Genomic DNA, 12,975 nt, shown 5'->3' with positions numbered 1-12,975 from the left:
CTGCCACCATGCACTGTCCCTTCTGCGGTGCCAACGACACCAAGGTCATCGACTCGCGTCTGGTCGCCGAGGGCGAACAGGTGCGCCGCCGGCGCGAATGCCTGGCCTGCGGCGAGCGTTTCACGACGTTCGAAACCGCTGAACTGGTGTTGCCGCGCCTGATCAAAACCGACGGCAGCCGCCAGCCGTTCGACGAAGAAAAACTCCGCGCCGGCATGCAGCGTGCGCTGGAGAAGCGCCCGGTGAGTGTCGAGCGCCTCGAATCGTCGCTGGTGCACATCAAACACAAGCTGCGCGCCACCGGTGAACGCGAGGTCAAATCCCTCGTGGTCGGTGAACTGGTGATGGCCGAGCTGCAAAAGCTCGACGAAGTCGCCTACATTCGTTTCGCCTCCGTGTATCGGCGCTTCCAGGACCTCAACGAGTTCCGCGAAGAGATCGATCGCCTGGCCCGTGAGCCGGTGAAAGAATGACCACCTCCCCAGAACAAGCCATCCTCGACGCCCATTACATGGCTCGTGCTCTGGAACTGGCGCGCAAAGGTCATTACACAACGCACCCCAACCCTCGTGTTGGCTGCGTAATCGTGAAAGACGGGCAGATTGTCGGCGAAGGCTGGCATGTGCGTACCGGCGAACCCCACGCCGAAGTCCACGCCCTGCGTGCCGCGGGCGACAAGGCCCGTGGTGCCACGGCTTACGTGACCCTCGAACCGTGCAGCCACCACGGCCACACGCCGCCCTGCGCCGATGCGCTGGTGAATGCCGGTCTCGCACGCGTCGTTGCGGCGATGCAGGACCCGAACCCGTCGGTGGCCGGTCGCGGCATGCAGCGCCTGGCCCAGGCTGGCATCGCTATCGAAAGCGGCGTGCTGGAAGGCGAGGCGCGCAAGCTCAATGAAGGCTTCCTCAAACGCATGGAACACGGCTTGCCGTTCGTGCGGGTGAAATTGGCCATGAGCCTCGACGGTCGCACGGCGATGGAAAGCGGCGAAAGCCAATGGATTACCGGCCCGGCCGCACGTTCGGCGGTACAACGCCTGCGCGCCCAGGCCAGCGTGGTGCTGACCGGCGCCGACACGGTCCTGGCGGACAACGCCCGATTGACCGTGCGTGCCGATGAGCTGGGCCTGGACGCCGAGCAAACGGCCCTGGCCATGAGCCGCCCGCCGCTGCGCGTGCTGATCGACGGCCGTTTGCGCGTGCCGCTGGATGCGCCGTTCTTCAAGGCTGGTCCCGCGTTGGTCGCTACGTGCATGGCGGTCGAAGAGCAATACGCCAACGGTCCGGAATGCCTGATCGTGGCCGGTGACGATGGCTTGGTCGACCTGCGCAAACTGCTGGTCGAGCTCGCCAATCGCGGGGTGAACGAAGTATTGGTCGAAGCGGGGCCGCGTCTTGCGGGGGCGTTTGCCCAGCAAGGTCTGGTGGATGAATTCCAGATTTTCATCGCGGGCAAGTTTCTCGGTTCTTCGGCCCGACCATTGCTGGACTGGCCGCTGGCGCAGATGAAAGACGCGCCCGAGCTCAAAATCACCGAAATTCGCGCGGTTGGCGATGACTGGCGAGTCATCGCCATTCCTGCGCCGGCGGCGAGCGTATAATTCCCGGCCTGCGCTACGCGACGGCTTTGTTCTCGAGGAGGACTCCATGTTTACCGGCATCATCGAATCCATCGGCAGTATTCGTGCATTGACCCCAAAAGGCGGAGATGTGCGGGTACACGTAGAAACCGGCAAGCTCGACCTGAGCGACGTCAAACTGGGCGACAGCATCGCGGTCAACGGCGTATGCCTGACTGCCGTTGAGCTGCCAGGCAATGGCTTCGCGGCGGACGTCAGTCGCGAAACCCTCGACTGCACCGCGATGAATGACCTGAAAAGCGGCAGCCCGGTGAACCTGGAAAAAGCCCTGACCCCGACCACTCGCCTCGGCGGGCATCTGGTCAGCGGTCACGTCGATGGCGTGGGCGAAGTGGTTGCCCGTACCGAGAATGCTCGCGCTGTGGAATTTCGCATCCGTGCACCTAAAGAACTCGCTAAGTACATCGCCCATAAAGGCTCGATCACCGTCGACGGCACCAGCCTGACCGTGAACGCGGTCGATGGCGCCGAGTTCCTGCTGACAATCATTCCGCACACCCTGAGCGAAACCATCATGGCGTCGTACCAGCCAGGTCGCCGGGTAAACCTCGAAGTTGACTTGCTGGCACGTTATCTGGAACGCCTGTTGCTGGGCGACAAGGCGGCAGAGCCGACTGCCGGCAGCACCATTACTGAAAGCTTTCTGGCCGCCAACGGCTACCTCAAATCCTGACTCAAGGGGGTGCCTTGTGGCGCTCAATAGCATCGAAGAACTGGTTGAAGACATCCGCCAAGGCAAGATGGTCATCCTCATGGATGACGAAGACCGCGAGAACGAAGGCGACCTGATCATGGCCGCCGAGTGCTGCAAGGCCGAACACATCAACTTCATGGCCAAGCACGCCCGTGGCCTGATCTGCATGCCGATGAGCCGCGAGCGCTGCGAGCTGCTCAAGCTGCCGCTGATGGCGCCGCGCAACGGTTCCGGCTTCGGCACCAAGTTCACCGTGTCCATCGAAGCAGCCGAAGGCGTGACCACCGGCATCTCCGCTGCTGACCGCGCGCGCACTGTGCAAGCGGCTGCCGCGAAAGACGCCAAGGCTGAAGACATCGTCAGCCCCGGCCACATTTTCCCGCTGATGGCTCAGGCCGGCGGCACCCTGGCACGCGCTGGTCACACCGAAGCGGCGTGCGACCTGGCGCGCATGGCCGGTTTCGAGCCAAGCGGCGTGATCTGCGAAGTGATGAACGACGACGGCACCATGTCCCGTCGCACCGAACTGGAAGCCTTCGCGGCCGAACACAACATCAAGATCGGCACCATCGCCGACCTGATTCACTACCGGATGATCCACGAACGTACCGTTCAGCGGATTGCCGAGCAGCCTTTGGACAGCGAACTGGGCCAGTTCAACCTGGTGACCTATCGTGATTCCGTGGAAGGCGACGTGCACATGGCCCTGACCCTGGGCACCGTGTGCGCCGAAGAACCGACCCTGGTTCGCGTGCACAACATGGACCCGCTGCGCGACCTGTTGATGGTCAAGCAACCAGGGCGCTGGAGCCTGCGCGCCGCCATGGCCGCGGTGGCCGAGGCCGGCAGCGGTGTGGTGCTGTTGCTCGGTCACCCGCTCGATGGCGACGTGTTGCTGGCGCACATCCGTGAAACCGCGGACCAGACTGTCGTGAAAAAACCGACCACCTACAGCATCGTCGGTGCCGGTTCGCAGATCCTTCGGGACCTGGGCGTACGCAAAATGCGCTTGATGTCTGCGCCAATGAAATTTAATGCGATATCCGGTTTCGATCTGGAAGTTGTAGAATACGTGCCCTCCGAATAATGACCGGTTGTTTCCAGTCCTTTATTCGCGGCTAACACATCACCGAGGGACGCGTAGAAAACGCGTCCCGGCTCTTTAAGAGATCTAACGAATGACCCTGAAGACCATCGAAGGTACCTTCATCGCCCCTAAAGGCCGCTACGCTTTGGTAGTGGGCCGTTTCAACAGCTTCGTCGTTGAAAGTCTGGTCAGCGGTGCAGTTGATGCCCTGGTTCGCCACGGCGTAAGCGAAAGCGACATCACCATCATCCGCGCGCCTGGCGCCTTCGAAATCCCGCTGGTTGCGCAGAAAGTCGCTCAGAAGGGCGAATACGCGGCAATCATCGCCCTGGGCGCGGTCATTCGTGGCGGCACTCCGCATTTCGAATACGTGGCGGGCGAATGCACCAAGGGCTTGGCCCAGGTGTCCATGGAGTTCGGCGTTCCAGTCGCATTTGGCGTGCTGACCGTTGATTCCATCGAGCAAGCCATCGAACGTTCCGGCACCAAGGCCGGTAACAAAGGTGCCGAAGCTGCCCTGTCCGCTCTGGAAATGGTCAGCCTGCTGGCGCAGTTGGAGGCCAAGTGATTAGCGACGAAAGCGATCGTTTCAACCCGCGCGAACCGCGTCCAACGGACGCCGGCAAGCCTTCGAAAAGTGAAAAGCGCCGCGCTGCCCGTCAGTTGGCGACTCAAGCGTTGTATCAGCGCCACATGGCCAGTACTTCGCTGAACGAAATCGAAGCGCAGTTTCGCGTCGACAACGATTTCACCTTCGCCGATGCCAGCTACTTCCACGACATCCTGCACGGTGTCCCGGCCAGTCTGACCGAGATCGACACTGCGTTGGCGCCGTGCCTGGACCTGACCATCGAAGAGCTGGATCCGGTTGAACTGTGCGTACTGCGCCTGTCCACCTGGGAACTGCTCAAGCGCGTCGACGTGCCGTACCGCGTTGTGATCAACGAAGGGATCGAACTGGCGAAAGTCTACGGTTCCACCGACGGCCACAAATTCGTCAACGGTGTACTCGACAAGCTGGCCCCGCGTCTGCGTGAAGCTGAAGTGAAGGCGTTCAAGCGCTAACAAGCGCTTGCAGCTGCCATGGGCGAGTTTGAGCTGATCCGCAATTTCTTCGCCGCCGCGCCTTGTGCGCAAGGCGGCGAAGGCGTTGCCCTCGGGATCGGCGATGACTGCGCCTTGCTGGCGGTTCCCCCCGGGGAGCAGTTGGCGATTTCCACCGACACGCTGGTTGCCGGCGTGCATTTCGCAGATCCTTGCGATCCGTTTCTGCTCGGTCAGCGTTCGCTGGCTGTGGCCGTCAGCGATCTGGCTGCCATGGGCGCCACCCCCGTTGCATTTACCCTTGCCCTGACCTTGCCGACGGTGACCGCCGATTGGCTGGACGCCTACGCCCGTGGGTTGAACCTCATGGCGCAGTGCTGTGGTGTGGCGTTGGTGGGCGGTGATACCACCCGTGGACCGCTGAGCCTGACCATGACTGTGTTCGGTCGGGTGCCGGCCGGCAAGGCGTTGACCCGCAGCGGTGCGCAACCCGGCGACTTGCTCTGCGTGGGCGGTGAGTTGGGCAATGCGGCGGGTGCCTTGTCGCTGGTGCTGGGTCAGCGCACGGCTGAAGCCGCCATCGCCGATCCATTGCTGGCCCACTACTGGTCGCCGCAGCCGCAACTGGCGTTGGGTCAGGCGCTGCGTGGCAAAGCCACCTCGGCGCTGGATATCTCCGATGGCTTGCTCGCTGACTGTGGGCATATCGCCCTGGCGTCGAAGGTCGGCATTCAAGTTGAACGGGACCGATTGCCGCTGTCGAACGCTCTAGTGGCCTTCCTCGGTCAATCGGCCGCCGAAGAGGCAGCGCTGAGCGGCGGGGACGATTACGTGCTGGCCTTCACCCTACCGTCCGTCGAGTTGCCTGCATTGCTGGCCGACGGTTGGCCGATCCACGTGGTCGGCAGAGTAGAAGCCGGGCAGGGCGTGACGCTGCTGGATGCCGTCGGGCAAGACATCACCCCGCAAACCCGGGGTTATCAACATTTTCGGGAGACACCGTGACAGATCATCCCAAACAGGTCCCGGCGGAATTCGTACCGCCTTCGGTCTGGCGCAATCCCTGGCATTTCCTGGCGTTCGGCTTCGGCTCGGGCACCTTGCCAAAAGCACCGGGCACCTGGGGTTCGTTAGTTGCGCTACCCTTTATCCCGTTGTGGCAGATGTTGCCCGACTGGGGTTACTGGCTGATGCTCGGCGTCACCATGCTGTTCGGCTTCTGGCTGTGCGGCAAGGTTGCCGACGATTTGCGGGTACACGACCACGAAGGCATCGTCTGGGACGAAATGGTCGGGATGTGGATCACCCTGTGGCTGGTGCCGGAAGGGTGGTACTGGTTGCTGGCGGGGTTCCTGGTGTTCCGCTTCTTCGACATTCTCAAGCCTTGGCCGATCCACTGGATCGACCGGCATGTGCACGGTGGCGTCGGGATCATGCTCGATGACGTACTGGCAGGCGTGTTTGCGTGGTTGGCGATGCAAGGGCTGGTATGGATTTTCGCCTGACGGGCGAAACAGGGGACTAGGGATGGCTCGACGCTGGTTGGCTGTGATGGTGTTCGCCATGCTTTGCCCGTTCGCCCAAGCGGGCGATCCCACGCCGACGCCGTCCGTGATTTACCTGGCCAGCGAAGACTGGGAAGACTACACCTCCGCTGACGGTCATGGCCTGGGGTGGGACGTGCTGCGGGAAGTGTTCGAGCCTGCCGGCGTCAAACTGGACATTCGAACCGAGCCTTACACGCGCTCCGTAGGTCTGGCTCAGCGCCGCGAAGTGGATGCCTGTGTCGGCTCCTACCGCGACGAGACCAGCGATCTGCTTTATCCGCGCTGGAACTTCGATACCGATCACATCTATGCCCTGGGTCTGGCGAGCAATCCTGCGCCGACCCCGGAGACGCTGGGTAACTATCGACTGGCCTGGGTCCACGGCTACGACTATCAGGATTACCTGCCCAACGTACGGCGATATAACGAAGTCATTCGGCGCACCGGAATTCTATCGATGCTGACCCGCAACCGCGCCGACTACTACATCGACGCGCTGACCGAAGTGGACTATGTCCTCAAGTGGGCCAAGGATCCTTCGCAGTTTCGTCGCACCCATATCGCGGAATTGCCGCTGTACCTGTGCTTTGCCGATACTTCCAAGGCCCGAACCTTGATGGCGTTGTTCGATGAGCGCATGGAGCTGCTGGTGAAAAGCGGCCGGTTGAAGCCCATCTTCGAACGCTGGAAACAGCCTTATCCGTTTGCCCCGAACTGACAACAAGTCCTGTAGCAGCTGGCGACGCCTGCGTTCGGCGGCGAAGCCGTCGTAAATTCGGGCACCAAGGTGTATCCGGCTGACCGAGTCGTCAGGTTTGACGACGGCTTCGCCGCCGAACGCAGGCTTCGCCAGCTGCTACAGGGCGTGCGCAGACCGGGCTTCAAGCGCTTGAGATCTAACTTTTTGATCGTTATGCCCCATAATTCAGCCTAAGCGTCTGCAGGAACCTGCTGTTACAATGCCGCCTCTGCGAATCTCCAGTACTTATTGATCAGGAGCACACCGGTGCCTGTCGTTTTTGTCGCCGCTTCCAAGCTGCCAACGCCTTTTGCGCAATTCACCATGCACGGCTTTCTCGATGAAGAAAACGGGCGCGAGCACGTGGTGCTGAGCCTGGGTGAGTTCGCCGACGGTGCCCCGGTACTCGGCCGGTTGCACTCCGAATGCCTGACGGGCGATGCCTTGTTCAGCCAGCGTTGCGACTGCGGCTCGCAACTCGAGGCCGCCTTGCAGGCCGTCGCCCGTGAAGGCCGTGGCGTTTTGCTTTACCTGCGCCAGGAAGGCCGTGGCATTGGCCTGCTGAACAAAATCCGCGCCTATGAGTTGCAGGATGGTGGCGCCGACACCGTTGAAGCCAACGAACGTCTGGGCTTTGCCGCCGACCAGCGTGACTACGCCATGTGCCTGCCGATGCTGGAACACTTGGGCGTGAAATCCCTGCGTCTGATGACCAACAATCCGCGCAAGGTCAAAGCCTTGACCGACATGGGCATCGTGGTCGCCGAGCGCGTGCCGCTGCACACCGGCCACAACCCGCACAACAAACTCTACCTGGCCACCAAGGCCAGCAAGCTCGATCACATGATGGGCAACGAGCATCAGGGCGAGGCAGACCGGGCGTGACGCGTGGTCAAGTACGGCGGCGATTGTCTTTCAGTTGGTGGCAATACCTGGCTTTGGCCTTGCTGCCACTGTTCGTGATCAATGGCGTGTTCGGCCAGGGCGAGGCGATTTTGCCAGTGCTGGCGATGCCATTGTTCATCGCCGGTGTCGCCTCGATGTTTGTCAGCCTGAAGTTTTTTGGTGGCTACAAGCACGCGCTGATCGCCACCCAGAAAGCCCTCGACACCCCTGAGGAACCCGCCGCCTGGATCACCCTGGCGGCCAAACGCCGCACGGCGTTGCTGGTCGCCGGCCTACCGGCGTGGATCGGTGCGTTGGCGGTGTTCGTCGGCCTCGAAGCGGTGCCGTTGGTGTTGCTGGCGCTGTCGACCACGGTGTTGTTCTACCTCTACCGTATTCCGCGTCAACTCGGCTGATGTTTCGTATATGGCTGGCGGTGTTGCTGCTGGTCATCAGCAGCTCGGCGGCTGCGGTCGAGCGCGTTGTCAGCCTCGCGCCGTCTCTCTCTGAAATCGTTGTCGAACTGGGCTCCGCGGACCTTTTGGTCGGCGTGCTGGATGCCGGTGAGCGTCCTGTCGAACTCAAAGGTCTTCCATCGGTTGGCCGCTACGGCCAGTTGGACATGGAACGGTTGCTCAGCCTCAAACCCGATTTGCTGCTGCTCTGGCCTGGCAGCGTTGGCCCGGCCCAGCGTGAGCAGCTCAAGCGACTGAACATCCCCACCTATGTCGCCGAACCCCACAACCTCGAACAACTGACTGCGCAGCTCGAAGCGATTGCTACGCAGCTCGGTCGGCCTCAGCGTGGCGTTGCATTGGCCGCGCAATTACGCCAACGACTGGATGTGCTGCGCCAGCGTTATCGCCGGGATGAACCGTTGCGGGTGTTTTATCAAGTATGGGATCGACCGCTGTACACCGTTGGCGGCGGGCAGATCATCAGTGATGCGCTGCAGGTGTGCGGGGCGCGGAATGTGTTCGCCGACCTGACATTGCCGGCGCCGCAGGTCAGCGTCGAGGCGGTTTTACAGCGTGATCCCGAGGTGATTCTGGCCAGTGATCAAGCGCAGCTGGAGGCGTGGAAAGCCTGGCCGCAGGTGGCGGCGGTGTCGCAAGGGCGGTTGCTGTTGGTGACGGATAAGGGGCTGGAACGGCCGAGTGGGCAGATGATCGAAGCGACGGCCAAACTTTGCCAAATTATTGCGCCTTCACGCTGATCGTTCCCACGCTCCGCGTGGGAATGCCGCCATGGACGCTCCGCGTCCGCTTTGGATGTGACGCAGAGCGTCACGGGATGCATTCCCACGCGGAGCGTGGGAACGATCGTGGCTCAGAACTCCGGCGTCCAGGTCACCCCAAACATCCACGCCCGACCTTCCTCGCGATACCCATACTGACTGCCGTCATGGCTGTACAACGCCCGGCTGTACCCCTTGTCCAGCAAGTTATCGACCTTCAGCTCAAGCTTGATCTCGCGATTCAACTCCCAGCTACTACGCAACCCCAGCAACGCATACCCGCCCAACGGCTGCTGATTGTTCTCATCGTCATAGCTGCTGCTCACCGCTTGCCAGCTGGCGCCGAGGCCGAGCCGGTCGAACTGTCGATCGAGGTCCAGGCTCAAGGTCCGCCGTGCTCGACGCGCCAGGGTGTGGCCGCTGTCGCGATCCCTTGGGTCGATGATTGCCACGCCGAGGTTGCTCTGCCAGCCGAACAGTTCCTGCTTCAGAGCCGCTTCGAACCCGTTGATGCGTGCCGAGGCAACGTTCTGCGGCCGTGAGTTGCTGCCGAAAATAATCGCGTCTTCAAGGTCGGTGCGATACAGCGAAGCTTCGATGCGGCTGGTCTCGGTCAATTGACTGCGCCATTGCAGTTCGTAGCTTTTCGAGGTTTCCGGCTTCAGGTCCGGGTTGCTGAAATCCGGGTAATACAAGTCATTGAACGTCGGTGCGCGAAAGCCTTCGCTGTAGGTCAGCAGCACATCGTTGTCCGGGTTCAACGGCAGGGTGAAAGTACCGCTCCAGCTGTTCTGGCTGCCGAACTGCTGGTTCTGGTCGCGGCGCAGGCCCAGTTCCGTGGAGAAACTGTCCGCCTGATAGCGATGCTGGATAAATGCCGCGCGGTTCCAGCGGCTGTCTTCGTCGAACGGGGTGCTGCTGTTGATCCGGTCTTCGTACCAGTCGCCGCCGAGGATCAGGCTGTTGCGCTCATTCAGCGTCAGGTCGTTTTGCCAGTTCACCGAATCACGGTAAGTATTGAACACACTGCGTTCATGGCTGAGCTTGTCCAGGGTCTTCTCGCGGTTCTCGCTGTGACCGAATTCGACGCGGGTTTTCCAGAGGTCGTTGACCTGGGCATCGACGTAACTGCTGATGCTGCTCACGGCAAAGTCACTGTAAGGCTGTTGCTGCAGCGATTCAAAGGTTGTCGTGTCGAAGCGCCCGAACGGATTATCGAACTCGCTTTTGCCACGGTTATCCAGCACGTTGGCGCCGATTTCGATGTCATCGGTGAGGGCGTGGCTCAGGCTCAAACTCACTGACTTGTTACGGTACTCATCGTGATCGCCATCGCTGGGATAGGACGCGTGGGTGCGATTGATGCCGGCGGTTTCATCGAGGCTGGCGCCGAGGTTGAAGCGGGTTTTCTCATCGCCGCCGGATAATCCGAGGCTGCGCTCCCAAGTCTGGTTGCTGCCAAACCCCACGTGCATACGTGGCTGCAAGCCTTGTTCGCCGCCACGGCGAGTGAAAATCTGAATCACCCCGCCAATCGCATCACTGCCGTAAATCACCGACCGGGAGCCGCGCAGCACTTCCACGCGCTCGACCTGTTCAATGTTGATGTGTTGCAGGTTGCTGTCGCCGGAGGTCGAGTTGCCGATGCGCTGACCGTCCACCAGCACCAGGCTCTGCGCCGACTTGGTCCCGCGAATGTAAATCCCCGGCAGGCTGCCACGCCCGCCGGTTTGTCCGACTTGCACGCCCGGTACGCGACTCAGCAAGTCCGTGACGCTGTTCGGTTGCAGGCGGTCGATGTCTTCGCGGGTGAACACGGTGTTGGCGGCGCTGCTGTCGTTGCGTGCTTCGACCTGGCGGTTGGCGCTGATCAACACTTCGGGGAGTTTCAGGGCTTGATCGCGCTCGAAGGTGTCAGCCAGGAGTTGGCCGGCCGGCAGCAGGGTCAGCGTCAGGGCGAGGGGGGAGAGTTTCATCGGCAGTCCGTTGGTGCTTAAAGCGAACACAAATTTTGAAAGGCACAGAAACCACTGTGGGAGCGAGCTTGCTCGCGATGACGGTGTGTCAGTCAACGAATATGTCGACTGTCAGGCCGCTATCGCGAGCAGGCTCGCTCCCACAGGGTGATGCGTTTAAATATTTAGCAGTGTCAGGCGTTCACGCACCGAAGCTTCGATCCCGGCCTCATCCAGCCCACACTCGGCCAGCATTTGCGCAGGCTTCGCGTGCTCGACGTAACTGTCCGGCAAGCCCAGGTGCAGAATCGATTTGAGGATGTTTTCCCGCGCGAGGAACTCGCTGACTGCGCCACCGGCGCCGCCCATGATCGCGTTTTCTTCGATGGTCACCAGCAACTCGTGGCTGCCAGCGATTTCACGAACCAATTCCTCATCCAGCGGTTTGACGAAACGCATGTCGACCACGGTCGCATCCAGCTTCTCGGCGACTTTCAGCGCCTCGGCCAGTTGCACGCCGAATACCAGCAGGGCGACTTTGCTGCCCTGGCGACGGACCACACCTTTGCCGATTTCGATCGGTTGCAGGTCTTTTTCGATCGTCGCGTTCGGGCCGGAGCCACGCGGATAACGCACCGCCGCCGGGCCGTTGAACAAGTGCCCAGTGGTGAGCATTTTGCGCAGTTCGTTTTCGTCGCTCGGGGTCATCACCAGCATGCCGGGGATGCAACGCAGGAACGACAGGTCGAAGCTACCCGCATGTGTCGGGCCGTCTTCGCCCACCAGGCCTGCGCGGTCGATGGCGAACAGCACGTCGAGGTTTTGCACCGCGACGTCATGAATCAGTTGGTCGTAACCGCGTTGCAGGAAGGTCGAATAGATCGCCACCACTGGTTTTGCGCCTTCGCAGGCCATGCCGGCGGCGAAAGTTACGGCGTGTTGCTCGGCAATCGCCACGTCGAAGTAACGCAGCGGGAAGCGCTCGCTGAACGCCACCAGATCGGAGCCTTCTTTCATCGCCGGGGTGATGCCCACCAGACGCGGATCAGACGCGGCCATGTCGCACAGCCATTCGCCAAATACGCCGGAATACTTCGGCCCACCGGATTTCTTCGGCGCAGCGGCCGGAGCATCAACAGGTTCAAGCTTGGTGATGGCGTGGTAACCGATCGGGTCGACTTCCGCCGGGGCGAAGCCTTTGCCTTTTTTGGTGACGACATGCAGGAACTGCGGGCCTTTCAGATCGCGCATGTTGCGCAGGGTGGCGATCAGGGTCGGCAGGTCGTGGCCATCGATCGGGCCGATGTAGTTCCAGCCCAGCTCTTCGAACAGCGTGCCGGGAACCAGCATGCCTTTTGCGTATTCTTCGGTACGACGGGCGATTTCCCAGGCGCCGGGCAGGCGCGACAGGACCTTTTTGCTGCCTTCACGCATGCTCGCGTAAGTGCGGCTGGAAAGGATCTTCGCCAGATAATTCGACAGCCCGCCGACGTTGCGCGAGATCGACATGTCGTTGTCGTTGAGGATCACCAGCATGTTGGCGTTCACTTCCGGCGCATGATTCAACGCCTCGAACGCCATGCCCGCGGTCAGTGCGCCGTCGCCGATCACGGCAATGGCCTTGCGATCACTGTTTTGCAGGCGGGCGGCAATCGCCATGCCCAGCGCTGCGCTGATCGAGGTGCTGGAGTGGCCGACGCCAAAGGTGTCGTACTCGCTCTCGGAACGACGCGGGAAGGCTGCGACGCCGTCCTTTTGGCGCAGGGTGCCCATGCGCTCGCGACGTCCGGTGAGGATTTTGTGCGGATAGGCCTGATGACCCACGTCCCACACCAGCCGGTCGTCCGGGGTGTCGAAGACGTAATGCAACGCGATGGTCAGCTCGATGACGCCCAGGCCTGCACCGAAATGCCCGCCGGTCTGACCGACCGTGTAGAGCAATTCCAGGCGCAACTCATCGGCCAGGGTTTCCAGCTCGGCTTCGCCTAACCGGCGCAGGCCGTCCGGCGTGTTGGCACGGTCGAGCAGGGGCGTGGTCGGGCGCTTGCGGGGAATCTCATGAAACGTCGTGGGCATCAGGCGAATCGTTATAGGTATAAAAGATGCGGCAGTTTACCTGATGCATCGCCCCCTGCCCACGCGTTG

14 protein-coding genes are annotated in these 12,975 nt (G+C 61.5%); 12 read left to right on the top strand and 2 right to left on the bottom strand.

The window, feature by feature from the left end:
* Positions 1–8: 8 nt before the first annotated feature.
* The 12 genes from nrdR (at position 9) to ACYZT8_RS26310 (ending at position 8,854) form a co-directional block, all read left to right on the top strand.
* On the top strand, positions 9–473 hold the full coding sequence (gene nrdR / locus ACYZT8_RS26365) for a transcriptional regulator NrdR (protein ID WP_003228656.1): 465 nt from the start codon (positions 9–11) through the stop codon (positions 471–473).
* Positions 470–1,603, top strand: coding sequence for a bifunctional diaminohydroxyphosphoribosylaminopyrimidine deaminase/5-amino-6-(5-phosphoribosylamino)uracil reductase RibD (ribD, locus tag ACYZT8_RS26360; protein ID WP_461977108.1), 1,134 nt, complete (start codon positions 470–472; stop codon positions 1,601–1,603). Before nrdR ends, ribD begins: the two co-directional genes overlap by 4 nt.
* 46 nt (positions 1,604–1,649) lie before the next feature.
* Positions 1,650–2,315 (top strand): riboflavin synthase, encoded by a 666-nt coding sequence (locus ACYZT8_RS26355; RefSeq protein ID WP_008059524.1) that lies wholly within the window; start codon positions 1,650–1,652, stop codon positions 2,313–2,315.
* 16 nt (positions 2,316–2,331) lie between these two features.
* Positions 2,332–3,423 carry a bifunctional 3,4-dihydroxy-2-butanone-4-phosphate synthase/GTP cyclohydrolase II gene (gene ribBA / locus ACYZT8_RS26350; protein WP_461977106.1) on the top strand — a complete coding sequence of 364 codons (1,092 nt, stop codon included), beginning with the start codon at positions 2,332–2,334 and terminating at the stop codon, positions 3,421–3,423.
* A gap of 91 nt (positions 3,424–3,514) precedes the next feature.
* A complete protein-coding gene (ribH, locus tag ACYZT8_RS26345; protein WP_003185938.1) occupies positions 3,515–3,991 on the top strand; it encodes a 6,7-dimethyl-8-ribityllumazine synthase in 477 nt (158 codons plus the stop codon).
* Positions 3,988–4,488 carry a transcription antitermination factor NusB gene (gene nusB / locus ACYZT8_RS26340; RefSeq protein WP_034153728.1) on the top strand — a complete coding sequence of 167 codons (501 nt, stop codon included), beginning with the start codon at positions 3,988–3,990 and terminating at the stop codon, positions 4,486–4,488. Before ribH ends, nusB begins: the two co-directional genes overlap by 4 nt.
* 18 nt (positions 4,489–4,506) lie before the next feature.
* On the top strand, positions 4,507–5,472 hold the full coding sequence (gene thiL / locus ACYZT8_RS26335; RefSeq protein ID WP_461977104.1) for a thiamine-phosphate kinase: 966 nt from the start codon (positions 4,507–4,509) through the stop codon (positions 5,470–5,472).
* Positions 5,469–5,972: a phosphatidylglycerophosphatase A family protein gene (locus ACYZT8_RS26330; protein ID WP_403102722.1), complete on the top strand. Its 504-nt coding sequence runs from the start codon at positions 5,469–5,471 to the stop codon at positions 5,970–5,972. Before thiL ends, ACYZT8_RS26330 begins: the two co-directional genes overlap by 4 nt.
* A gap of 22 nt (positions 5,973–5,994) precedes the next feature.
* Positions 5,995–6,732, top strand: coding sequence for a substrate-binding periplasmic protein (locus ACYZT8_RS26325; protein ID WP_461977102.1), 738 nt, complete (start codon positions 5,995–5,997; stop codon positions 6,730–6,732).
* A 288-nt stretch (positions 6,733–7,020) separates the two neighbouring features.
* Positions 7,021–7,638, top strand: a complete 618-nt coding sequence (gene ribA / locus ACYZT8_RS26320) for a GTP cyclohydrolase II (RefSeq protein WP_461977100.1) — start codon at positions 7,021–7,023, stop codon at positions 7,636–7,638.
* Entirely contained in the window at positions 7,635–8,054 is a 420-nt protein-coding gene (locus ACYZT8_RS26315; RefSeq protein ID WP_461977098.1) for an MFS transporter, read from the top strand. The genes ribA and ACYZT8_RS26315 overlap by 4 nt, the downstream gene beginning before the upstream one ends.
* Positions 8,054–8,854: a cobalamin-binding protein gene (locus tag ACYZT8_RS26310; protein ID WP_461977096.1), complete on the top strand. Its 801-nt coding sequence runs from the start codon at positions 8,054–8,056 to the stop codon at positions 8,852–8,854. Before ACYZT8_RS26315 ends, ACYZT8_RS26310 begins: the two co-directional genes overlap by 1 nt.
* 113 nt (positions 8,855–8,967) lie before the next feature.
* Here the strand turns inward: ACYZT8_RS26310 and ACYZT8_RS26305 are convergent, their stop codons facing one another.
* On the bottom strand, positions 8,968–10,851 hold the full coding sequence (locus ACYZT8_RS26305) for a TonB-dependent receptor domain-containing protein (protein WP_461977094.1): 1,884 nt from the start codon (positions 10,849–10,851) through the stop codon (positions 8,968–8,970).
* A gap of 156 nt (positions 10,852–11,007) precedes the next feature.
* Positions 11,008–12,906 (bottom strand): 1-deoxy-D-xylulose-5-phosphate synthase, encoded by a 1,899-nt coding sequence (dxs, locus tag ACYZT8_RS26300; RefSeq protein WP_461977092.1) that lies wholly within the window; start codon positions 12,904–12,906, stop codon positions 11,008–11,010.
* Positions 12,907–12,975: the final 69 nt, after the last annotated feature.

Source organism: Pseudomonas sp. LB3P93, assembly GCF_054898025.1.
Note: the sequence above shows the minus strand (reverse complement) of the source record. Positions and strands in the feature narration are given on the sequence as shown.